23 protein-coding genes are annotated in these 21,020 nt (G+C 35.5%); 8 read left to right on the top strand and 15 right to left on the bottom strand.

Annotation, left to right across the window (positions count from 1 at the left end):
* Window positions 1-11: 11 nt before the first annotated feature.
* The gene (locus tag Q0Q99_RS01620) at window positions 12-560 is read right to left on the bottom strand and encodes an RNA polymerase sigma factor (protein ID WP_293890344.1); all 549 of its coding nucleotides are present in this window, start codon (window positions 558-560) and stop codon (window positions 12-14) included.
* Between the two features lie 101 nt (window positions 561-661).
* On the opposite strand from Q0Q99_RS01620, the gene fabG reads away from it, so the two are divergent.
* Both fabG and Q0Q99_RS01610 read left to right on the top strand, forming a co-directional pair.
* Window positions 662-1,408, top strand: a complete 747-nt coding sequence (gene fabG / locus Q0Q99_RS01615; protein WP_293890342.1) for a 3-oxoacyl-[acyl-carrier-protein] reductase — start codon at window positions 662-664, stop codon at window positions 1,406-1,408.
* Between the two features lie 16 nt (window positions 1,409-1,424).
* Window positions 1,425-3,452, top strand: a complete 2,028-nt coding sequence (locus Q0Q99_RS01610) for a hypothetical protein (RefSeq protein WP_293890340.1) — start codon at window positions 1,425-1,427, stop codon at window positions 3,450-3,452.
* A gap of 12 nt (window positions 3,453-3,464) precedes the next feature.
* Here the strand turns inward: Q0Q99_RS01610 and Q0Q99_RS01605 are convergent, their stop codons facing one another.
* Complete coding sequence (locus Q0Q99_RS01605) at window positions 3,465-3,875, bottom strand: hypothetical protein (RefSeq protein WP_293890338.1); 411 nt, start codon at window positions 3,873-3,875, stop codon at window positions 3,465-3,467.
* Window positions 3,876-4,020: 145 nt separating this feature from the next.
* On the opposite strand from Q0Q99_RS01605, the gene bshA reads away from it, so the two are divergent.
* Together bshA and Q0Q99_RS01595 are read left to right on the top strand one after the other, a co-directional pair.
* Window positions 4,021-5,154, top strand: coding sequence for an N-acetyl-alpha-D-glucosaminyl L-malate synthase BshA (bshA, locus tag Q0Q99_RS01600; RefSeq protein ID WP_293890336.1), 1,134 nt, complete (start codon window positions 4,021-4,023; stop codon window positions 5,152-5,154).
* Window positions 5,151-5,576, top strand: a complete 426-nt coding sequence (locus tag Q0Q99_RS01595; protein ID WP_293890334.1) for a hypothetical protein — start codon at window positions 5,151-5,153, stop codon at window positions 5,574-5,576. Before bshA ends, Q0Q99_RS01595 begins: the two co-directional genes overlap by 4 nt.
* Window positions 5,577-5,621: 45 nt before the next feature.
* Here the strand turns inward: Q0Q99_RS01595 and Q0Q99_RS01590 are convergent, their stop codons facing one another.
* Window positions 5,622-6,125: a hypothetical protein gene (locus tag Q0Q99_RS01590; protein WP_293890332.1), complete on the bottom strand. Its 504-nt coding sequence runs from the start codon at window positions 6,123-6,125 to the stop codon at window positions 5,622-5,624.
* Between the two features lie 250 nt (window positions 6,126-6,375).
* On the opposite strand from Q0Q99_RS01590, the gene aroC reads away from it, so the two are divergent.
* The 3 genes from aroC to Q0Q99_RS01575 are packed head-to-tail and all read left to right on the top strand — an operon-like array spanning window position 6,376 to window position 10,235.
* Window positions 6,376-7,449, top strand: coding sequence for a chorismate synthase (gene aroC, locus Q0Q99_RS01585; RefSeq protein WP_293890330.1), 1,074 nt, complete (start codon window positions 6,376-6,378; stop codon window positions 7,447-7,449).
* Window positions 7,446-8,693 (top strand): cation:dicarboxylase symporter family transporter, encoded by a 1,248-nt coding sequence (locus tag Q0Q99_RS01580; protein ID WP_293890328.1) that lies wholly within the window; start codon window positions 7,446-7,448, stop codon window positions 8,691-8,693. The genes aroC and Q0Q99_RS01580 overlap by 4 nt, the downstream gene beginning before the upstream one ends.
* A gap of 60 nt (window positions 8,694-8,753) precedes the next feature.
* Window positions 8,754-10,235 carry a T9SS type A sorting domain-containing protein gene (locus Q0Q99_RS01575; protein ID WP_293890325.1) on the top strand — a complete coding sequence of 494 codons (1,482 nt, stop codon included), beginning with the start codon at window positions 8,754-8,756 and terminating at the stop codon, window positions 10,233-10,235.
* Window positions 10,236-10,280: 45 nt separating this feature from the next.
* Here the strand turns inward: Q0Q99_RS01575 and Q0Q99_RS01570 are convergent, their stop codons facing one another.
* Complete coding sequence (locus tag Q0Q99_RS01570) at window positions 10,281-10,691, bottom strand: thiol-disulfide oxidoreductase DCC family protein (protein ID WP_293890423.1); 411 nt, start codon at window positions 10,689-10,691, stop codon at window positions 10,281-10,283.
* 11 nt (window positions 10,692-10,702) lie between these two features.
* Complete coding sequence (locus Q0Q99_RS01565) at window positions 10,703-12,865, bottom strand: DNA mismatch repair protein MutS (protein WP_293890322.1); 2,163 nt, start codon at window positions 12,863-12,865, stop codon at window positions 10,703-10,705.
* 62 nt (window positions 12,866-12,927) lie between these two features.
* On the opposite strand from Q0Q99_RS01565, the gene Q0Q99_RS01560 reads away from it, so the two are divergent.
* Entirely contained in the window at window positions 12,928-13,593 is a 666-nt protein-coding gene (locus Q0Q99_RS01560; RefSeq protein WP_293890319.1) for a uracil-DNA glycosylase, read from the top strand.
* A gap of 80 nt (window positions 13,594-13,673) precedes the next feature.
* On the opposite strand, the gene Q0Q99_RS01555 is transcribed toward Q0Q99_RS01560, so the two are convergent.
* The 10 genes from Q0Q99_RS01555 to Q0Q99_RS01510 form a co-directional block, all read right to left on the bottom strand.
* On the bottom strand, window positions 13,674-14,258 hold the full coding sequence (locus Q0Q99_RS01555) for a hypothetical protein (RefSeq protein WP_293890316.1): 585 nt from the start codon (window positions 14,256-14,258) through the stop codon (window positions 13,674-13,676).
* A 10-nt stretch (window positions 14,259-14,268) separates the two neighbouring features.
* A complete protein-coding gene (locus tag Q0Q99_RS01550) occupies window positions 14,269-14,838 on the bottom strand; it encodes a DUF3575 domain-containing protein (RefSeq protein ID WP_293890313.1) in 570 nt (189 codons plus the stop codon).
* 67 nt (window positions 14,839-14,905) lie between these two features.
* Entirely contained in the window at window positions 14,906-15,838 is a 933-nt protein-coding gene (locus tag Q0Q99_RS01545) for a transglutaminase (protein ID WP_293890310.1), read from the bottom strand.
* A gap of 17 nt (window positions 15,839-15,855) precedes the next feature.
* Window positions 15,856-16,707 carry a substrate-binding domain-containing protein gene (locus tag Q0Q99_RS01540; protein WP_293890307.1) on the bottom strand — a complete coding sequence of 284 codons (852 nt, stop codon included), beginning with the start codon at window positions 16,705-16,707 and terminating at the stop codon, window positions 15,856-15,858.
* A gap of 66 nt (window positions 16,708-16,773) precedes the next feature.
* Window positions 16,774-17,640, bottom strand: a complete 867-nt coding sequence (locus Q0Q99_RS01535) for a nucleoside phosphorylase (protein WP_293890304.1) — start codon at window positions 17,638-17,640, stop codon at window positions 16,774-16,776.
* Between the two features lie 66 nt (window positions 17,641-17,706).
* The gene (locus Q0Q99_RS01530; protein WP_293890420.1) at window positions 17,707-18,039 is read right to left on the bottom strand and encodes a translation initiation factor; all 333 of its coding nucleotides are present in this window, start codon (window positions 18,037-18,039) and stop codon (window positions 17,707-17,709) included.
* A 108-nt stretch (window positions 18,040-18,147) separates the two neighbouring features.
* Entirely contained in the window at window positions 18,148-18,780 is a 633-nt protein-coding gene (locus tag Q0Q99_RS01525; RefSeq protein WP_293890301.1) for a peptidylprolyl isomerase, read from the bottom strand.
* A gap of 60 nt (window positions 18,781-18,840) precedes the next feature.
* Entirely contained in the window at window positions 18,841-19,323 is a 483-nt protein-coding gene (locus Q0Q99_RS01520) for a hypothetical protein (protein ID WP_293890298.1), read from the bottom strand.
* 458 nt (window positions 19,324-19,781) lie between these two features.
* Complete coding sequence (locus Q0Q99_RS01515) at window positions 19,782-19,967, bottom strand: hypothetical protein (protein ID WP_293890296.1); 186 nt, start codon at window positions 19,965-19,967, stop codon at window positions 19,782-19,784.
* Window positions 19,964-20,476: a carboxypeptidase-like regulatory domain-containing protein gene (locus tag Q0Q99_RS01510; RefSeq protein ID WP_293890294.1), complete on the bottom strand. Its 513-nt coding sequence runs from the start codon at window positions 20,474-20,476 to the stop codon at window positions 19,964-19,966. Before Q0Q99_RS01510 ends, Q0Q99_RS01515 begins: the two co-directional genes overlap by 4 nt.
* Window positions 20,477-21,020 lie beyond the last annotated feature (544 nt).

Raw genomic sequence — 21,020 nt, 5'->3', positions numbered from 1 at the left:
GACGAATGTTATTATTTTTTCTTGCGGTAGTTACTAAATTTTTGAGATAATTTATCCTGAAGCGCAACTTTTGCCCTAAATACAAGCGATTCTACAGAAGAAATACTAAGCTGCATAATCTCAGAAATCTCAGGATTATTTAGTCCATCCAGTTTAGATAGCAAAAAAGCAGTCTTTTGGTTTTCGGTTAACGTATTGATAACTTCAAAAAGAATTGCTGCATCTTCCTGATTTTCCATTAAAATTCCGGGATGTTCAAAAGTTGTTGTGTTCAGATATTCCTGTTCGTTCTGGCTTTTCTTGCCAAAAATAAAAAAGCGTTTTTGGCTGTTCTTTTGTTTAATATAATCCAGACAATGATTAATAGTGATGCGGTAAATCCAGGTTTTATGCGACGATTTTTGATTGAAGTTCTCCAACGAATTATAAACCTTTACAAAAACATCTTGCGTGATTTCTTCAGCATCTTCAATGTTTTGCAAATAATTCAACGCCACATTGAATACAAGTGTTTTATATTCATGATATAGTTTTTCAAATTGACTTTGGTTTTCAATCATCTGGTCAAGTGTTCGCTTTTGCCATACAATGATACTAAATGATTTTTTACTAAGTATAAATTATTCTATATTTGGGCTATCAAATTTAACTCTTTTAAAAAATGAAATTATTAGAAGGAAAAGTTGCCATCATAACTGGCGCAAGTAGAGGAATTGGAAGCGGAATCGCAAAAGTTTTTGCACAACACGGAGCAAATGTAGCTTTTACTTATAGTTCATCTACCGAATCAGCTTTGGTTTTAGAAAACGAATTAACGGCGATGGGAATCAAAGCCAAAGGATATAAATCTAATGCAGCCGATTTTAACGAAGCACAAAAACTAGTTGATGATGTTATGGCAGATTTTGGAAATGTGGATGTGTTAATCAATAACGCCGGAATTACAAAAGACAATCTTTTAATGCGTATGTCTGAAGAGGATTTTGATAAAGTAATTGAAATCAACCTTAAGTCAGTATTCAACATGACTAAAGCGGTTCAGAAAATCATGCTGAAAAACCGCAAAGGTTCTATAGTAAATATGAGTTCGGTTGTTGGTGTAAAAGGAAATGCTGGTCAAGCCAACTACGCAGCTTCAAAAGCGGGAATGATTGGTTTTACCAAATCGGTTGCGCTTGAATTAGGCTCGCGTAACATTCGTTGTAATGCTATTGCACCTGGATTTATTGAAACTGAAATGACTGCTAAATTAAACGAAGATGTTGTTCAGGGTTGGAGAGATTCTATTCCGTTGAAACGCGGTGGAACACCTGAGGATGTTGCTAATGCATGTCTTTTCTTTGCTTCCGATATGAGTGCTTACGTTTCAGGGCAAGTGTTGAATGTTTGCGGAGGAATGCTAACCTAAATTATTATAACTTTTAATGAATACCACAACAATCCTGTTATTACTCGTATCAATACTTATTGCTGCTGGTTTATCATTTTACCAATATTTATACAAGGTCAAAATCAGGTCGAATGTGGCCTTGCTTTTGGCTTTCCTGCGTTTCTTCAGCATCTTTGGATTGTTACTTTTATTGATAAATCCTATTGTTTCCAAAAAAACCATTGAGACCGTTAAAACTCCGCTGCCTATTGTTATTGACAATTCGGCATCTATTACTGATTTGAAAGCTGATAAGTCAGCGATGGAAATCTTTCAAAAGCTTTCTGAAAACAAACAGCTTACAGATAAATTTGATGTGCAGACGTATCAGTTTGATACTGATTTTTTGCCTTCGGATACCATTGATTTTAAAGGTACACAAACCAATATTGATGTTGTTGCCAAAAACCTAAAGAACATTTACAAAAACCAGCATTATCCAACGGTTTTAATTTCTGACGGAAATCAAACTTCAGGTGAAGATTACGTTTTTGGATTCAATCCTGACAATAAGGTTTATCCTTTAGTGGTGGGCGATACAGCAACGTATCTAGATTTGAGAATTACCCAGTTGAACGTCAACAAATATGCGTTTCATAAGAATAAATATCCGGTTGAAATCTTCCTGAATTATGCCGGTACCAAAAGCATAAATGCAACCTTTAAGATCTCGCAAGGTAATAGTATTCTGAACCAACAAACCGTAGCTTTTTCTCCATCTAAAAAATCAACCACGCTGAATGTATTGCTGCCTGCCAACAAAGTCGGGTTGCAGATTTTAAGAGCTAGCGTTACATCAAAAGAGCAGGAAAAGAATAATTATAACAATGTCAAGAATTTCGCTGTAGAAGTTATTGATCAAAAGACAGAAGTTGCTTTAATATCTTCAATTTCCCATCCTGATTTGGGTACAATTAAACGAAGTATTGAAACTAACGCACAACGAAAAGTAACTCTTCTTAAACCTAATCAGGTCAATTCATTAGTAAATTATAATGTTTTGATATTGTATCAACCAAATGCGGAGTTTAAAGCCATCTTTGACCAAAACGAAAATGCCAAAATCAACAGTTGGATAATCACAGGAAACGATACCGATTATAATTTTCTGAATCAAAACCAGAAGAGTTTCAGCTTTAAAATGAGCGGAAGCAAAGAAGATTATCTTGCTGCGTTTGACAACCAGTTTAACCTTTTTGCTTTGGATAATATTGGTTTCGAACAATTTCCACCATTGGAAAATCCTTTTGGAGTCATTACAGCGAGCAGTAATACCAATACGTTGTTATTTTCTACCATCCGTAACATCCCAACCAATCAGCCTTTATTGGCTTTCGCCGAAAATCAAGGAAGAAGAAGCGCTTTTCTTTTTGGAGAAAACATATGGAAATGGAGAGCCAATAGTTATGTTGACAAGAAAAGCTTTGCCGATTTTGATATTTTTTTAGACAAAACCATACAATATCTGGCATCAAATAATGCCAAAAAATCATTGGTAGTTACACATGATCGCTTTTATAATTCGGGAGAAGGGATTGAAATTACAGCTCAATATTTTAACAAAAACTATGAACTGGATGAGAAAGCCCGATTAACTATTGCGGTCACAAATACCAAAACCAAACAAGTTAAAAATTATGATTTGCTTCGAACCACGAATGCTTTTCAGGTTAACCTGGATGGATTATCGGCCGGAAATTATGCTTTTAAAGTGAAAGAGCTGAATTCAAACTCTGTTTACTCAAGTAGTTTTGAAGTACTGGATTTTAATATTGAAAAACAATTTGTAAATCCCGACTGGAACAAACTAAACCAATTGGCAACACAAACCAAAGGCAAAGCATTCCTGCCAAACCAATTAGATATACTTATACAACAATTGCTCGCTGATGACAGTTATAAAGCCATTCAAAAAACATTGGTAAAAAAATCACCATTGATTGATTGGATTTGGTTATTGGTTTTGATTGCAATTTCCCTTGCTTCGGAATGGTTTATAAGAAAGTATAACGGATTGTTATAATCCTTACTTCAATCATTTTTTTATTGCCAATTTTCCACCAAAATACGCCATTGGAATATATGCCAACCCTAAGTCAACGATAGTAAACCAAGTAGGGGAAGGAAGCATGAAAATATTCATTACACCGCCAACCAAAAAGCAAATTCCAATTGCGATGGCGAATCGCATTTTATTGGAAACAGCTATTTTTGCTGTTACAAAAGCACCAACCAGTGTTCCCAGTGCATGGGCTAAAAATGGTAACAGGAAATGCTTAGGTTCCATGAATGGCATTGCGGCTTGTAGACCTTCCATTGTTGTCAAATTAGCTCCTGCCGGTGGAGGAATAATGGAGCCGCTAATTAAAATGATAGCCATATTGACTGCTCCGCCAATGAAGAGGCCAAGGACTACTGCTAAAATATTTCTTAAAATCGGATTCATAATAAATTTGTTTTAATTATTTTTTTTTGATTATAGTTTCAATTCAGATAACTAAAGTAGCAAAATTCATTCACATAATCTTTTTATCACAAACTAAGAAAAGACAATCCAATTTTGCTTAAATTCGTATCATTAAAAAAGACACATGAGAATTGCCATTGTATGCTATCCAACCTTCGGCGGTAGTGGTGTGGTAGCCACCGAATTAGGGCTTGAACTTGCTCATCGCGGACACGAAATTCATTTCATTACCTATCGTCAGCCCGTGCGGTTGGCTCTCTTAAATTCAAACGTGCATTACCATGAAGTTAATGTTCCGGAATATCCTTTATTTCATTATCAGCCTTATGAATTAGCGTTATCCAGTAAATTAGTTGACATGGTAAAACTCTATAAAATAGAATTATTACATGTACATTATGCTATTCCGCATGCCTATGCAGGTTATATGGCAAAACAGATGTTGAAGAATGAAGGAATTAAAATTCCAATGGTTACTACGCTTCACGGTACTGATATTACTTTGGTTGGAAATCATCCTGTATACAAACCGGCTGTTACTTTTAGTATTAATAAATCGGATATAGTAACATCAGTTTCACAAAGCTTAAAAGACGAAACCAATAAATTGTTCAATATCAAAAAAGAAATTCATGTGATTCCGAATTTTATTGAACTTGAAAAAATACGTAATGAGAGTCAGATTTCATGCCATCGATCTGTTATGGCAAAAAAGGAAGAACGAATAGTCACTCACATTAGTAACTTTAGAAAAGTAAAACGCATTCCGGATATTATCAAAATATTTTATAAAATTCAACAAAAAATTCCAGCCAAGCTAATGATGGTTGGTGATGGTCCTGAAAAATCAAGAGCGGAACAACTTTGTAAAGAACTGGGTATTGAGGATAAAGTAATTTTCTTTGGAAACAGTAATGAAATAGATCAGATTCTTTCCTATTCCGATTTGTTCCTATTGCCATCCCAAACAGAAAGTTTTGGTCTTGCGGCACTTGAAGCTATGGCATGGAGTGTTCCGGTAATATCAAGTAATTCAGGCGGTTTGCCCGAAGTTAACTTTGAGGGAATATCGGGTTACCTGAGTGATGTTGGCGACATTGATGGCATGGCGGAAAATGCATTAAAAATTCTTTTTGATGATGCTACATTAGGACAATTTAGGGCTCAAGCATTGGGTGTTGCCCAACAATTTGATATCAAAAATATTCTTCCTTTATACGAAGCATTATACCACCAAGCTCTTAACAACTCCAAATGAAAAAAGTAATTTCAATATTGGTAATTGCACTGATATATTCCTGTTCATCGACCAAGAGTGTAACAAATAAGCCTCTCTATGAAGTACTCATGGTAAATAATGATAATGGTGCAAACATTAAGTTTTATGAAGTGTTGACCGAACCAAAAGAAATAAATATGCTTATGGGAGATGAAACGCTGCGCAAAAAAATAAGGGCAAATGATATAAGCGATTGCAATTTTGTTATTCTTAATGCAGGACCAACATTAGAGAAAAAAAATAAAGTAACAATCGACAAAATCCTGGAAACTCCTATGCAAATAGAAATATATGTCAAAGACAACCAAATAAATATTGATGCCGTTCAAACTGATGATGACACCTTTTATCCTTACACGGTAGTTAAGATCAACTCAAAGAAACCAATTATCATTAAATAAAAAATCCCGCCTGTAAAGACGGGATTTGTTTTATAAATGCATAGCTTAAAATCTGTAACGAATACCTAGCCCAAGATCCGGACCGAAACTATGATCTCTATATCTATCTGAATCGAAATAAAATTCTGGTCTAAAATCTAAAGATAATTGAATTGGCACTTCCTTAAAGTTATATTCAATACCAATATCTCCAGCGGCAAGTAAAATAGTTCCATTATCTTTATAATCATTTCCTCCTTGGTTATAATCATAACTCCAACTTCCAATTCCACCACCAACGCCGGCATACCAGTTGAAACCGTTGTCAATGTCCCAAACCCATTGGTATAAACCAACTAATTTGAAAGCATCAACATTGTTACTGTTTCTCAATCCTAAGTCCAATTCAAGGCGGTTGTTTTTAGACAAACCTCTTTGATAAGATACTTCCCCACCAAAACCATCGTTGTCTCCCAGACGTAAACCTAAGGCGTTCTTTGAAATGTCCTGAGCTTGTGCGCTAAATGCCAATCCGATAAGCATAAAAGCAGATAAAATGATTTTTTTCATTTTCTTATTTTTTAAAATTAGTTGCTGCAAATTTAAAATAAAAAGATAGTAATACCTTATATAATATGATAAACTTCTTATATTATTATTAAAATTATTTTGGATGCTTTATTTGATTCGGATAGAAAAAAAATTTTTTTTTGAAAGTTTCCATAAATCTTTAATTTATCTGGCTTGTCCTGGGTTAACTTTGATAATAATTTTTTACACTTTTTAAACTTTACGCTATATTTGTTTAAAACATTATAAAATGGCCGGAAATAGCTACGGAACACTTTTTAAACTTACGACTTTTGGCGAATCACACGGAGAAGCTTTAGGCGGAATTATTGATGGATGCCCTTCGGGAATTGAGCTCGATTTAAATGCTATTCAAAACGAGATGCAACGCAGGAAGCCTGGACAATCTTCTATAGTTACCCAACGAAAAGAGGAAGACGAAGTTCTATTGCTATCAGGTATTTTTGAAGGCAAAACTACCGGTACTCCAATAGGTTTTATTATTCCAAATACAAATCAGAAGTCGGAAGACTACTCACATATCAAAGACAGTTATCGTCCTAGTCATGCCGATTATGTCTATGAAAAGAAATATGGCATTCGCGATTATCGTGGAGGTGGAAGAAGTTCAGCGCGAGAAACAGCATGCAGAGTAGTGGCAGGAGCAATCGCGAAACAAGTTTTACCTAATATTAAAATCAACGCGTTTGTATCTTCTGTTGGCGACATATTTATAGATAAACCTTATCAGGAATTGGATTTCTCTTTAACAGAAACCAATGCAGTTCGCTGCCCGGATTTGGCAACAGCCGAAAAAATGGAAAGCTATATAAAGGAAATCCGGAAGGAAGGCGACACCGTTGGCGGAACAATAACCTGTGTTTTGCAAAATGTTCCTATTGGTTTAGGCGAACCTGTTTTTGATAAACTGCATGCTGAATTAGGCAAAGCAATGCTTTCGATTAATGCAGTTAAAGGTTTTGAGTTTGGCAGCGGATTTTGTGGTGCCAAAATGAAAGGCAGTGAGCATAACGATTTATACAACGAAGACGGAACAACCAAAACCAATCTTTCCGGCGGAATACAAGGCGGAATATCCAATGGAATGGATATTTATTTCAGGGTAGCTTTCAAACCGGTAGCGACTTTAATTCAAAAACAAGAAGTGCTCACTAATGAAAATACTTTGGTTGAGCAACATGGCAAAGGACGCCACGATCCATGTGTTGTGCCTCGTGCAGTACCTATAGTTGAAGCTATGGCAGCAATAGTACTTGCTGATTTTTATTTATTAAACAAAACCTACCAAAATGAGCGCAAATGAAAAATAAAAAGAAATCATTCTTTTCCAATCTTACTGTTCAGATTCTTATCGCAATGCTGCTTGGAGCACTTTTAGGAATTTTTATTCATTATAATTATACAGAGGAAATTGCAAAGGATTTCAGTGGCTACATAAAAATGCTGGCTACTATTTTTATTAGGCTGGTTCAAATGATTATTTCTCCATTAGTATTCACAACCCTTGTTGTTGGAATTGCTAAACTGGGTGACATCAAAGCTGTTGGTAGAATAGGAGGCAAAGCATTAGCATGGTTCTTTACCGCCTCGTTCATATCCTTATTGATTGGAATGTTTTGGGTAAATACATTACAACCCGGAACCGGTTTGAAATTGGGAAATGTAGATGTGGCAACCGCAACAGAAGTTGTAGAAAAGACCGATGGTTTTTCCGCACAGAATTTTATTGAGCACATCATTCCGAAAAGCATTGTGGAAGCTATGGCCAGCAACGAGATTCTGCAAATTGTCATTTTCTCTATCTTCTTCGGATTGGCAGCAGCTTCAATAGGTGAGCATGCTAAACCTGTCGTAAACGCCTTAGACAAAACATCACACATCATTTTAAAAATGGTAAATTATGTTATGAAGTTCGCACCGATTGGCGTTTTTGGAGCGATTGCGGGTGTTTTCGCTATTCGGGATTTAAATGAATTGCTGCTTACTTATGCCAAATTCTTTGGTTCATTTCTGGTTGGAATTTCCACACTTTGGTTTATACTGTTATTGATTGGCTATATTTTTTTAAAGACAAAAATGACGACGCTATTAAAACATATTGTCAGTCCGTTGATAATCGCCTTCGGAACGACAAGCTCGGAAGCGGTTTTTCCCAAATTAACTGAAGAGCTGGAAAAATTTGGAGTGAAAGACAGAATAGTTTCCTTCATGTTGCCGTTAGGATATTCATTCAATCTGGATGGCAGTATGATGTACATGACTTTTGCCAGTATTTTTATTGCCCAGGCCTATGGGGTACATCTTGATTTTGGCACACAAATGACAATGCTTTTAGTCTTAATGCTAACCAGTAAAGGAATTGCAGGTGTTCCGAGAGCCAGTTTGGTAGTGGTCGCAGCTACTTGTGGAATGTTTAAAATCCCGATTGAAGGAATAGCTTTAATCCTCCCAATTGACCATTTTTGCGACATGTTCAGAAGTGCAACAAACGTGCTCGGAAACGCTTTAGCTACATCAGTTGTAGGCAAATGGGAAAAAGATAGTTAAAAAATTATTATATTAGAAATTCTTTATTTAAATTTGTGTCTTAAACTTAAAAACTATTTTATGAAAAAATTATTACTTTCTTCGATTCTAATGCTAGGTTCGTTATCCTTGTTTGCGCAAGATGATTGCGCTACACCTCTTGTAGCAACAACAGGGACTAATACTGCTCCTGCAATTACAGGTACTTATGAAGGCGGATGTTATGATCTAACCGCTGATAATGCTGGAGGACCTATTAACGGATTATGGTATACATTTACCCCAGTTTCTGATGGGGAAATTACTATCTCTTCAAATTTAGCTGCAAATGTAGCCCCAAATAGTGTAGATACTATGGTCTCAATTATGACTGGAACTTGTGGCACATTAACATGTGTTGCTGCAAATGATGACGTTTCTGCTGCTAACTATTTATCATCCGTTACACTTCCTGTAGCTGCTGGTGTTACTTATTATATAGAATGGAGCAACTACTGGGATGGAGCAGGTTTTGATTTTGACCTTACATACACTCCAATCACATGCTTGAAGGTATACAATGTTGGTCTTCAAACCCTTACTACAACTACCTCAGTTACATTAAATTGGCAGGCATCGTTGAGCAATCCTGGAACTTATGATGTTGAATATGGTCCTGTTGGTTTTGTACAAGGAGCCGGAACAACAGTTTCCCCATCAACAAATTCTGTTAATTTAACAGGTTTGACTGCCGATACTGTATATGATTATTATGTTAGAAGTAATTGTGGTGCAACTCAAAGTGTTTGGACCCCTGTTAATAAATTTACTACGGCAAAACTTACACCTGAAACCTTTACCTTTGACAATGCATCTCAGTTGGCTGGTTGGTCTGCTGTAACAAACGGTCCTGGTGCTCAACAAGCACAACCTGTTGTTCCTCCTGGAGGAACTGCTGGTCAGGGAGCTACTCCTGGGTATTGGATATTTGGATCAAGTACCACAACTGCAAATAACAACTGGTTAATAACACCTGCGTTTTCATTACAAGCAAATGAAACAGTTTCAGTTTCATTCTACCATAGAGCCACTACTTCGGCAAGAACTTTACGAGTAACTGCAGGTACTGCTAATACAACAGCAGCACAAACTACAGTTTTAGGCACCTTTACCATCGCTCCGGGAACTACTTGGACTCTGGTTAATGTCCCTACTACGTTCGTAGCACCAAGTGCGGGTGTTTACTATTTTGGATTTAATGATAATTCAGCTCCTACGGCAACTGCTGTTAATATGAGGTTGGATACAATTACATTCACATCAGTTTTAGGAACTAGCGAATTTTTATCTTCTAAGTTCTCGGTTTTCCCTAATCCTGTTAATAACGTTATCAATTTCTCTAACAATCAAAATGCGGTTGTTAGTACAGTTGACTTGACCGATTTAAACGGAAGAGTAGTTAAAACGTTAAAAGTTAATGCTACTGAAGGTCAAATTTCAGTTAGCGATTTAGCAACAGGAATGTACATGATGAAAATCACTACTGACCAAGGAATTGCTGTTAAGAAAATTGTTAAGCAATAATTTTTTATTTCATAATAAGAAAGCCATCAGAAATGATGGCTTTTTTTATGCTAAAAATTTAAATTGTAGTTTAGTTGTTGGTATCATACAACACTCTTTCGTGCCAAACCATTTGTATCTGTTTTTAGCAATATAATCATAGACATAATCCAAGATTGATTTAGGAAGAATAGATAATACAAGTAAAAATTTATATGGCCCACCAACTTCTTTGATAATTTTAAATGCAACATCTGATTTTATATACCAATTTTTTTCAGGTTCGTATAAAATAGTACTGTCAATGCTTATAGCTCCGATATGGTTAATGATTTTTTGACCCAATTCTGATTGAAGCGGAACAAACCTGAAAATATCTTTTAAATCATGTTTAATAACAAATTGTAAAGACGAATCACAAAGATTACAAACCCCATCAAAAAGGATTATTTTTTTATCTTTTGGTAATTCTGAGATTTCCATATTTATTATTTTACCTGAACATACTCAAGTTGTTCCAGGTTTACTTTAGAAGTAAAAACGCCATAATTGACAATAGCTTTACTTTTTTCAATCTTATCAATGGTTCCAATTGCCTTACCATCAATCATTCGGACTCTGTCGCCAATTTTAAGAATAACTTTTGGTTTTTCAACAGGAATAGCTTTTAATTTCTTTTCTTTCTTCTCAGCCCGAATTTCTTCAACTTTAACCTTAACTTCATTAAGTACTATTTTTTGGATAACTTCTTTTTCGGTTTTTTCTTTTACAGTTGCTTTTTTTCGTTTGGAATTTTCGATTTCTACCATTTTCAAAAACTCACCAATCAAAATCTTTTTATCTTTATTATTAAAGTACTTCTCCGAAATATCATCTACTTTTTGGCCAATATAAATTAACCGTTGATTGGCATCATATAATTCCTGGTAACGTTCTAGTTTTTCTTTAATTTTAGAATTTATCGTTTCCATTTTCTTGCTTTCTTCACGGGTTTTTGTTTCTTCCTCTTTTAGATTTTGTGAAGTTTTCTCAAGCTTAAAACGTTCTTTTTGAAGTGTGGCAATGGTTTTGTCAAATCGTACTTTACCTCCATCAATTTTCTTTTTAGCCCTATTTATTAAACCAAAAGGAATTCCATTCTTTTGTGCAACCTCAAAGGTAAAAGAACTTCCGGCCTGACCCAAAATCAATTTGTACATTGGTTCCAAAGATTTCTCGTCAAAAAGCATGTTGGCATTGGATGCAAAAGGTAATTCGTTGGCAAGGATTTTTAAATTAGAATAATGTGTGGTAATAATTCCAAAAGCTTCCCGATGATAAAATTCCTCCAGAAATATTTCTGCTAAAGCACCACCTAATTCGGGATCAGAACCTGTTCCAAACTCATCAATAAGAAACAAAGTCTTGGCATTGCATTTCTTAAGGAAATAATTCATGTTTTTTAAGCGATAACTATAAGTGCTCAAATGATTCTCTATTGATTGGTTATCGCCAATATCAGTTAGAATTCTATCAAATAAAAACGTTTTACTGCGTTCATGAACCGGAATCAGGATTCCACATTGCAGCATTAACTGCAACAATCCAATGGTTTTTAGTGAAATAGTTTTTCCGCCGGCGTTTGGGCCAGAAATGACGATAATTCTACTTTGATTATTTAACTCAATGGTTTGCGGAAACGTTTTTTCTTTCTTTTCTAAATTGCTTAAAAACAAAATAGGATGGAAGGCATCCCTCAAATACAAATGCTTTTCGGTAGTAATGGTTGGTAAAATAGCATTGATTTTGTTGGCGTATTTGGCTTTCGCCGAAATGACATCAATATCACTCAGAAACTCTTGATATTGCTTCAAAAGTTCTATAAACGGGCGAATATCGTTAGATAACTTTTTTAAAATCCTGGTAATCTCTTCTCGTTCTTCATATTCAAGATTGCTTAACTCTCTTGAATAATGTAGTGTTGTTTCAGGTTCAATATAAGCAATGCTTCCTGTTTTTGAACTGCCAAGAATAGACCCTTTCACTTTTCGGCGGTACATTGCTAAGACAGCTAAAACCCTACGATTCTGAACAAAACTTTCTTTAATTTCATCTAAGTAGCCTAGTGAATTATATTGCGTCATTGCTTGCCCAAAACTCTGATTGACTTTACCACGAACCAAACTCATATCCCTACGAATATTGATTAAATCAGGCGAAGCATTGTCTTTAATCTCGCCATATTTATCTGCCACTTCATCAATTTTCTGTATGATAAATTTGGTGTATTCTACTTGTGCTGCTTTCTCGTTTAGTTTTGGATAATAGTCATGGAATTTCTTGAAGAACAATAATAAAACATTTACAGCTTCCGATAACGTGGCTATTTTTCTGAAACTACTTACTTCGAGGAAACTATCTTCAATGGCTAGGAATTTTAGATCATTGGTCAGATTGTCGAAACCGTGATTGGGAATTGCATTATTATTGGAAAAAGAAGATAGATATTCAGAGGTTTGCAACAAGGACTTCATCAATGTTTCCTTGTCTTTGAAAGGAACAATTTCGAGAGCTTTCTGCTTCCCAAGTTCAGTATTGCATCTTTCTGAAATGGTTTGCAAAACTGTGTTGAATTCTAAATCCTGTAATGTCTTATCTGTGATGGATATCATAAAAATTGCAAAGTGTCAAAGTTACAAAGTTTTAAAGTATTTATATTTGTAAAAAAAGTTAAATGGAAGTCAAAATACATTCCTCTTGGAAAGTAGTACTTACGCATGAGTTTGAAAAGCCTTATTTTAAGCAATTGATTTCTTTTGTTAAAAGCGAGTACACGGCTCATCAATGTTTTCCCAAAGAAAGTGAAATCTTTGCCGCTTTTGACCACTGTCGTTTTGAAAATGTTAAGGTTGTTATTATTGGACAGGATCCTTATCACGGAATAGGGCAGGCCAATGGATTGTGTTTTTCTGTAAATGACGGCATTGCTTTCCCACCATCATTAATCAATATCTTCAAGGAAATTGAAACGGATTTAAATAAGCCATTTCCTAGGACCGGAAACCTGGAACGCTGGGCAGACCAAGGAGTTTTATTACTCAATGCAACCTTAACGGTTAGGGAAAGTGTAGCTGGCAGCCATCAAAATAAAGGCTGGGAAACATTTACGGATGCTGTTATCCAAAAAATATCGGATGAGAAGAAGCATGTTGTATTCTTGCTTTGGGGTGGATTTGCCAAAAAGAAAGGTGCCAAAATTGACCGGAAAAAGCACCATGTTTTAGAAACTGGTCATCCCTCTCCATTGAGTGCCAATCGCGGTTTGTGGTTTGGGAACAAGCATTTTAGTAAGACGAACAGCTATCTTTCAGGTTTAGGAAAAGAAGTTATTGTCTGGTAACATTTGTTTAGGATAACCTAAATAAAATTAGGGTAACTATACAAAATTAGAATTACCCTATATTATTTGATACTATTTGGTTACGGACTTACCGCAAAGTTATAATATCCGCTACTATCTAAGCCCGTAATCAGTGAATTAATGTTGACTGTCAACCGGTTTGCGGCACTTACTGAGCGTAATTCAACTGTTGTTGTAGATTCGCTGTTGTAGCCAAAACTCATGCGATACGTTCCTGCCGATAATAACGGAAATCCAACGCGATATTCATAACTTTCGTCAGTAGCATTGTAGTCGCATACTCCATAAACAAAAGTGGCGTTTTGTGCTTCCCCTTTTATAATATCCAATTGGCTGTTATTTACTGTTACTACTTCCCAGGTAGTGGCGTTTACCTGCTTTTCTATTACATAAGAGAATGCAAATTGTGTTGCACCCGTAGTTTGATACACATCTAAGGTAGAACCGTTTTCATCCAAATATCTTGAAAAATCTGCACTGATATATAGTTTCTCACCAACAGTATATGTTGGAGAATGCGCATCAATAGACACTAAATTAGGCACATCTACAAAAACATCGTTATAAAATCCATCATCATTGGTAACGCAATTTGAAACTAAAATCGCTACACTAATTAGCAGTATATATTGTATTTTTTTCATCTTATCTATATTAAAATCGATACCCTAAATTTAAACCAACTCTTGAAATAACGTCTGGACTTTTGTCACGATTGGTAAGATTTGAACCAAACCCGACAATAAATTCTAAAGCAATGCTATTATTGAAATACATTTTATAACCCAGACTTCCACCCAAACCAAAATCGGTGTATTTTGATTTCACAGTGGTATAATAGCCAATGCCATTTTCTCCGTTCACTCGCATTATTTCCTTAAAATCGCCACCATTATAGGAGCCAAAAACCTCGGCAAAATAATATCTTGATTTACTTTTTGATAACGCATATCTCAAATAAGGGTTAAACTCATATTTTGGAACGTTGTTTCTGTATCCGTTATCAAAATCGTCATTTAGTTTATTGCTGTTTGAAAAATTCACGTTAAAACCCGTAGACCAATCCTTCCCAAAAAAACGTTCGTAACTAACACTTGCTTTTGCATAAACGATGGCAGAGAGAACATCTACCCGTAATTCATTCTTTTTGTTGGCAAGCACAGTATTCTCTTGTGCTTGAGAAGCCAATGACAGCAGGAGAAATAGACAAAATAACTTTTTCATTATAGGTCGTTTTATTTAGAAACGAATATAGTAAATTAATTGTGAATGGTGAATTATGAATGGTGAATTAATCAAGTGTAAGTGCACCAAGTATTTCTTCATTCATGAATGGTCCGCCGGGATATTTTGCTGTATAATCCAGATTGAGCCAAATATTACCACGCTCATCAATGTGGTAATTGATCGACTTGTTTTTACTTTCCATTGGGAAAAGCTCTTTTTTGATGGCATAGTTAATATGTTCCAAATCTTTTTTACTGCCAATTAATAATTCGGGGTAAATATGTCCTTTGGTATGAATAAGGCGCATAGTGCCGCCAATAGATTTAATGCAGGCAGCCATAAACACGGAATGATCATCGCAATCGCCCGAAAGATATTGAACAGATTCGGTGGCTTTGGCAATATAATCATGACCTTTTGGATCGCTGACATAATTCCATCGGCTATTTATTTCCTTAAAAACAGCGAACGATTGAATGATAGTAAAATAATCATAATATTTTTTTACATTTTTAAAATGTTTGTTGACCGCTTTGATGGCAAAAGCTCTAACTCTTGGATTTTGGTATTCAACTGCGTTCAGAATTGTTGATTTATTTGGAAAAGGCAGCAATTTGGTAATGATAATATCCTGTGGATATGGATCATCGTTCATAGTGTACATCATGGAGCGATAATCTTCAAACACGGTTTGAAAATTGTATCTGCCGGATAGGGTTCCAAACAATAAAAAAAGTAAATAGAGTATCACTGAAATTAAAGTTATCCTTCTCATAGCCCTTAAAATAAGCTGAATCGTTACGAGGATAAGAATAAATAATAAAACCCTGTCTACGTGATTTGCCCAATCAAGTGTAATTAGATTGTGGTGGGCAATAATAAAAATTGGAATAGTAATCAGTATGTTTAAGATAAAAATGATAATCATGTCCCACGGACTTTTTATCCTGAATTTTTCTCTAAGTTGTTGATAAGTAAGACCTCCAATTTTTATCATATTGACAATGGCAAAAGCTAAACGGCTTTCACGATTTCAGCAAAAGTACCTTTTTTATCGATAATTTTAAGGTCAAACAATTGATTTTGGATATTGTTTAACACTTTTTCGGCTAATGGTTTCTGTGACCATTTGGTGAGCGATAGCCATTCTTTCACATCTTCGGATTTCAGATTGTACCGTGATGCTAATGTTCTGTCAATACTTGGAATATTCCTGAATTCGATGGTTGTATTGTTTATTGTTTCCAACAGAAGCGCAACGCTTTGTTCATTGGCTTCCAAAAACCCATTCCGAACAGCAATTACAAAACACGGCCATGGCGTTGGACAATCTGCCACGCGGCGGAAAACACCTTTATCAACCAAAGGTTTTGTCATAAAACGTTCCCACATAAAATAATCTGCGCTACTGTTAGTCAGTGCTTCAACTGCACCTTCGATAGTATTTACGATTTCAAACTGCAAGTTTTCAGTATTCCAATTTTGATTTTGAGCGTTGACATACGCCATCAAATGCGAACCCGATCCATATCGGGAAATGGCTACTTTGGTATTTTCTAAATCAGCCAGTGCATTGTATTTTGAATTAGCAACGACATGGATTCCCCAAATCAATGGACTTTCAACATACACCTGTACAATGGAACAGTCATTTCCTGCAACGATATCTTTCACAATACCTTCCGTCAGGATAACTGCAATATCAGTTTCCTTGTCGCGAAGCATCTGGCACATTTTGCCTGTACCTTCGGGAACGTCGGTCCATTGTAAATCGATTCCGATTTCCTCAAACTCACCGTTTTCGATGCACAATTGCCATGGCAGGTTGAAATGTTCGGGAACTCCGGCTATATTTATTGTTTTCATATTGTTGAGATGAAAGAAGCAGGAAGCAAGATTTAAGTCTTTGTTTCTTTTTTCTTTGCTCTATTTTTAGTCAGCAAACTTCCCTAAGGTATACTGAATCAATTCATCCACCGCTTTGTATGGATCAGCACTGAAGCTTCCGTCAGAGCGATTGGCGATAATGGCATTCAACGACAAGCAATTGTGTCCCAAAAGCTTTCCTAAACCATAAATTGCTGAAGTTTCCATTTCGAGATTCGCCATTCTGACGCCGTTAAATTTAAAATTATCCATTTTGCCGTTTAACTCCGGATCCTGAATTGCCAAACGCAATACTCTTCCTTGTGGGCCATAAAATCCGCCCGCAGTTCCTGTAATTCCTTTGTGGATTTGATCGCTGTCGAATTTATTTTTCATTGTTTCGGAGCATGCGATTATATAAGGTTTTCCTTTTCTCATATCCCAATTAGTGTGTTTGATAAAAGCATCTTCCATATCTTTTTCGCAGATATCCTCAATCACGTAGGAGCGGAGCATGTTATCGAGTCCAAGTCCATATTCGCCCATAACAAAACTATCCACAGGAATATCGTGCTGTAATGAACCTGAAGTTCCTATACGCACAATGTTTAGTGACGTTAAATGCTCCTTAGGCTGACGCGTTGTCAGATCAATATTAACCAAAGCATCCAATTCATTGATGGTAATGTCAATGTTATCAGGCCCAATGCCGGTTGACATTACAGTAATTCTTTTGCCTTTGTATAAACCTGTTTGCGTTTTAAATTCTCGCTTTTGTGTTGAGAATTCGATGCTGTCAAAAAACTGTGTAATTTTCTCGACACGGTTTTGATCACCTACAAAGATGATATCGTTTGCAATATGTTCGGGTTTCAGGTTTAAGTGATACACACTTCCGTCTGGGTTTAATATTAGTTCAGATGACTTGATCATTTTATTGTTAATTTGGTTATTCGGTTATTTGCAATTCGTAATTGATAATTCGTAATTCGTAATTTTTCATCCGCCTACTCTCTTTACCTTAAAGCCTTTATCTTTTAATAAATTCATTATCTTATCGCGGTAGTCACCCTGAATAATGATTGCACCGTCTTTAAAAGTTCCTCCAACGCTGAGTTTGGTTTTAAGTTCTTTGGCTAATATTTTAAAATCTTCATCGTTGCCTTCATAGCCTTCAATGATGGTTGTTGCTTTTCCTTTTCGTTTTTCATACTTACAAATCACAGGTTCTTTTTGGATAAAAAGAGTATGTTTTTGCTGTTCAATCGCTTCAGGTTCGTTAGAAGGTTGGTGCTCCGGAAAAAGTTTTTTTAATTGCTCCTGTAAATCCATAGTGTTGTAAAAATACAAAAAGTAAAAATCCAAACCTCAATGCTTATTGAGGTTTGGAAATCACTAGTTCAAATATAGCCATTTATTTTTTGATTGCGCTTAATTCTATCAATCTTTCGTATTTTTTAGGATATACGCTTTCCTAATGGAATCCAGTTTTGGAAAAAGCTTTAAGTACTTCGCGCGGTTGGCGCTCAGGGAATCATATACGTCCATAGTCTTATTGCCATATCCCGAATAAAATTTTTCTACCACTTCCATGCCATTTGTTACATAACCCAATACCGGATATCCTCTAACCCCTTCAGGGGCTACAGTATCTAACCTGACGTTGTCCTTAAGATTGATAAACAGGTCATTTCCTCGTGTTTCCTTACCAGCCCTTGCAAAACTTACATAACCTTTTAGGTTACTTTTGAGAACGGGCTCATCGGCGACCTTAAATTTCTCCCATCTCTTTGTAACTGTAGTATCAATATTCCCGAACTGCACCACGAAATTAGGTACAACGCGGTAGAAATACTGATTGTCATAAAAGTGATGTGTCAATAGTTGGTGGAGGCGGTCGGCAGCTTGTGGCGACCAGGCGCGGGTTACCTCTATGTCAAAATTCCCTTTTGATGTTTCAAACCGTGCGGTATAAGTTGACGGTGCCGTTTGCTTTGTCCATTCCGGATTAAAGGTTGACTTACTGCAACAGATAAGTAGTAAGGAGGCGAAACAAATTAATATGTATTTCATTTGGTGGGTATTAGAATTCAGTTAAGAAAAAAATGAACTAATTATTGCACTAAACGGCTGTTAGCGGCTGTCGTTAATTTCAGATTTAATTACCTTAATAACTTCTTCTTGATATTTTGATTCAATTAATAAATCAATCGTTGAATTTTCTATATTATTACTTCCAGATATAGTTTTTTCTAAATAAATTTTGTCATTGCAGATAAATACAACACTTTCTCCGGAAGATGATAATTGGTTTTTAATTTCTAACCATTTTTTTCTACCAACTTTTGTCAACTTTAATTCTATTATTTTTATTGGATTTGGTTTAGCATTTCTTATAACAAATTTTGCATCACTAAAATCATTAACGGTTAATATTTCTCTTTTGTCAACTGCGAACGTATCTTCTCCGTCCACATCTTTGATTAATTCGCTTCCATCTTCTTTGTCAGCTAGATAATAAAATCCAGTTTTTAGTTTATTCTGCTCATTTACGATGAATGATGTTATAAAAAAGAATAGCAAAAAAACTGAAATAGTTTTAAAATAGTATTTCATAAGTTATAGTGTAAATTTACGTGATGGGCGATTGACGGCAACGTTCCCACGCTTAGCGTCAGTTGCGAACTTCGGAACGAATTATTTTCTGTTAAAGATAAAAATTCTTGCGAAACGAGAACGTGAACTTACCACAAAATTCGCAATTGCGAGAAACGGCTGTTATAGGCTGGTGTTTTAAGCCAACATTATAAATTACAACGTTAACATTATAAATTTCAACCGCAACATTATAAATTACAACGGCAACATTATAAATTACAACACGAATATTATAAATTACAATGACAACATTATAAATTACAACACGAACATTATAAATTACAATGACAACATTATAAATTACAACACGAACATTATAAATTACAACGCGAATATTATAAATTACAATGACAACATTATAAATTTCAACGCGAACATTATAAATTACGTTGGTAGAATTATAATTTACTTCTATTTTAAGTTATTTCCATTCCACGCAATTTTGGGAACACTAGCCTGTAACGTTTTGCAGCTACCCGAAGGGCGGGACATTTGCCACAAAACTTCATTTGAAAAACTAATGTTTGATTAGCCACAAAACTGTCTTTGGAACACGAAACCCCGCCTTTTGGGTAGGTGCTGTTATGCCCAGTTGTTTTCATCCTTTTCGTCTAAGTCGTTTCTCTGTTTTTCGCAAATCCTTTTCGCTGAGTGGTTTGTCAGACTGTATCAAATATGTCTTGAATGCACCACCGTTTCCAAGTTGTAATTTAAGTTCACGAAGTTCTCCAGTCCCAAGTTGAAGGTCGTCAATTGTCAAGCTTGTGTAACCAACAAATAATGCAGTCAATTTATATTTGTCTGCTGGTAAGTGTAATTTGAAGTTACCTAAACTGTCTGTAAATACATCGTGCTTACTACTGTCAGTCAGACTTAAAAAGTTTAAGGCAGCAAAGCCAAGTGGTTGCTTTTCGTAGTCATAAATTGTCCCGCTAACAAATGCTATTGTTGTGTCGCCTATACCAATTCTCTCGTTCTTAATAACTGTCGGTTTTTCTTTTGGTCTATGGTAAATACATATTTCATATTCATACTTTTTTTTTGTCGTGTCTGTCTGCCCGAAAGTAAATATCGAAAGTGATGTCAAAAAAAGTGTCAATATTTTTTTCAATGTTGTCGTTTTACAATTGGGCATAACTTGTATATAGGCGCAACAAACATTTTATTTATCAAATATAAAAAATTATTTTACTTATCCACCAAGTTAATAACCTCGCCGTTTGAGCAAAAAGCCTCACCGTCCCAGCTCAAAACCTCAACGAAGAAGCAAATAACCCCGTCGACGAGTTAAATAACCTCACCGTCCAAGCACAGAACCTCACCGTTCAGGTTCAAAACCTCAACGAAGAAGTAAATAACCTCATCAACGAGGTAAAAAGCCTCGTTTTCTTATTTCGCAGAGGTGGGAAGTTCGTTTTTGAGGTCGGAAGCAAGAAAAAAAACCTCCAAAGAATGTCAATAACGGGGGAGTTTTTTATTAATCGATTATTCCGCTAATTTCTTTAAAAACGAATTCTGTAGATGTACTGTCTTGTTTAGTGTCAAATTTCAGGTTCTTAAGCTCAGCACCGCTATAACCATCGCCTTTATTTTTTAGTATTCCCTCAATCCCTTTTTCGGAACCATTTATTCTAAGTATAATTTTTGCGCAAAGT

It is taken from the genome of Flavobacterium sp. (assembly GCF_025352425.1).
Lineage (GTDB): Bacteria > Bacteroidota > Bacteroidia > Flavobacteriales > Flavobacteriaceae > Flavobacterium.
Note: the sequence above shows the minus strand (reverse complement) of the source record. Positions and strands in the feature narration are given on the sequence as shown.

Bases quoted from the DNA above. Each gene is read 5' to 3' on its own strand.
- Q0Q99_RS01620 (WP_293890344.1), bottom strand. From the start codon at position 560: ATGATTGAAAACCAAAGTCAATTTGAAAAACTATATCATGAATATAAA.
- fabG (WP_293890342.1), top strand. From the start codon at position 662: ATGAAATTATTAGAAGGAAAAGTTGCCATCATAACTGGCGCAAGTAGA.
- Q0Q99_RS01610 (WP_293890340.1), top strand. From the start codon at position 1,425: ATGAATACCACAACAATCCTGTTATTACTCGTATCAATACTTATTGCT.
- Q0Q99_RS01605 (WP_293890338.1), bottom strand. From the start codon at position 3,875: ATGAATCCGATTTTAAGAAATATTTTAGCAGTAGTCCTTGGCCTCTTC.
- bshA (WP_293890336.1), top strand. From the start codon at position 4,021: ATGAGAATTGCCATTGTATGCTATCCAACCTTCGGCGGTAGTGGTGTG.
- Q0Q99_RS01595 (WP_293890334.1), top strand. From the start codon at position 5,151: ATGAAAAAAGTAATTTCAATATTGGTAATTGCACTGATATATTCCTGT.
- Q0Q99_RS01590 (WP_293890332.1), bottom strand. From the start codon at position 6,125: ATGAAAAAAATCATTTTATCTGCTTTTATGCTTATCGGATTGGCATTT.
- aroC (WP_293890330.1), top strand. From the start codon at position 6,376: ATGGCCGGAAATAGCTACGGAACACTTTTTAAACTTACGACTTTTGGC.
- Q0Q99_RS01580 (WP_293890328.1), top strand. From the start codon at position 7,446: ATGAAAAATAAAAAGAAATCATTCTTTTCCAATCTTACTGTTCAGATT.
- Q0Q99_RS01575 (WP_293890325.1), top strand. From the start codon at position 8,754: ATGAAAAAATTATTACTTTCTTCGATTCTAATGCTAGGTTCGTTATCC.
- Q0Q99_RS01565 (WP_293890322.1), bottom strand. From the start codon at position 12,865: ATGATATCCATCACAGATAAGACATTACAGGATTTAGAATTCAACACA.
- Q0Q99_RS01560 (WP_293890319.1), top strand. From the start codon at position 12,928: ATGGAAGTCAAAATACATTCCTCTTGGAAAGTAGTACTTACGCATGAG.
- Q0Q99_RS01555 (WP_293890316.1), bottom strand. From the start codon at position 14,258: ATGAAAAAAATACAATATATACTGCTAATTAGTGTAGCGATTTTAGTT.
- Q0Q99_RS01550 (WP_293890313.1), bottom strand. From the start codon at position 14,838: ATGAAAAAGTTATTTTGTCTATTTCTCCTGCTGTCATTGGCTTCTCAA.
- Q0Q99_RS01545 (WP_293890310.1), bottom strand. From the start codon at position 15,838: ATGATAAAAATTGGAGGTCTTACTTATCAACAACTTAGAGAAAAATTC.
- Q0Q99_RS01540 (WP_293890307.1), bottom strand. From the start codon at position 16,707: ATGAAAACAATAAATATAGCCGGAGTTCCCGAACATTTCAACCTGCCA.
- Q0Q99_RS01535 (WP_293890304.1), bottom strand. From the start codon at position 17,640: ATGATCAAGTCATCTGAACTAATATTAAACCCAGACGGAAGTGTGTAT.
- Q0Q99_RS01530 (WP_293890420.1), bottom strand. From the start codon at position 18,039: ATGGATTTACAGGAGCAATTAAAAAAACTTTTTCCGGAGCACCAACCT.
- Q0Q99_RS01525 (WP_293890301.1), bottom strand. From the start codon at position 18,780: ATGAAATACATATTAATTTGTTTCGCCTCCTTACTACTTATCTGTTGC.
- Q0Q99_RS01520 (WP_293890298.1), bottom strand. From the start codon at position 19,323: ATGAAATACTATTTTAAAACTATTTCAGTTTTTTTGCTATTCTTTTTT.
- Q0Q99_RS01515 (WP_293890296.1), bottom strand. From the start codon at position 19,967: ATGAAAACAACTGGGCATAACAGCACCTACCCAAAAGGCGGGGTTTCG.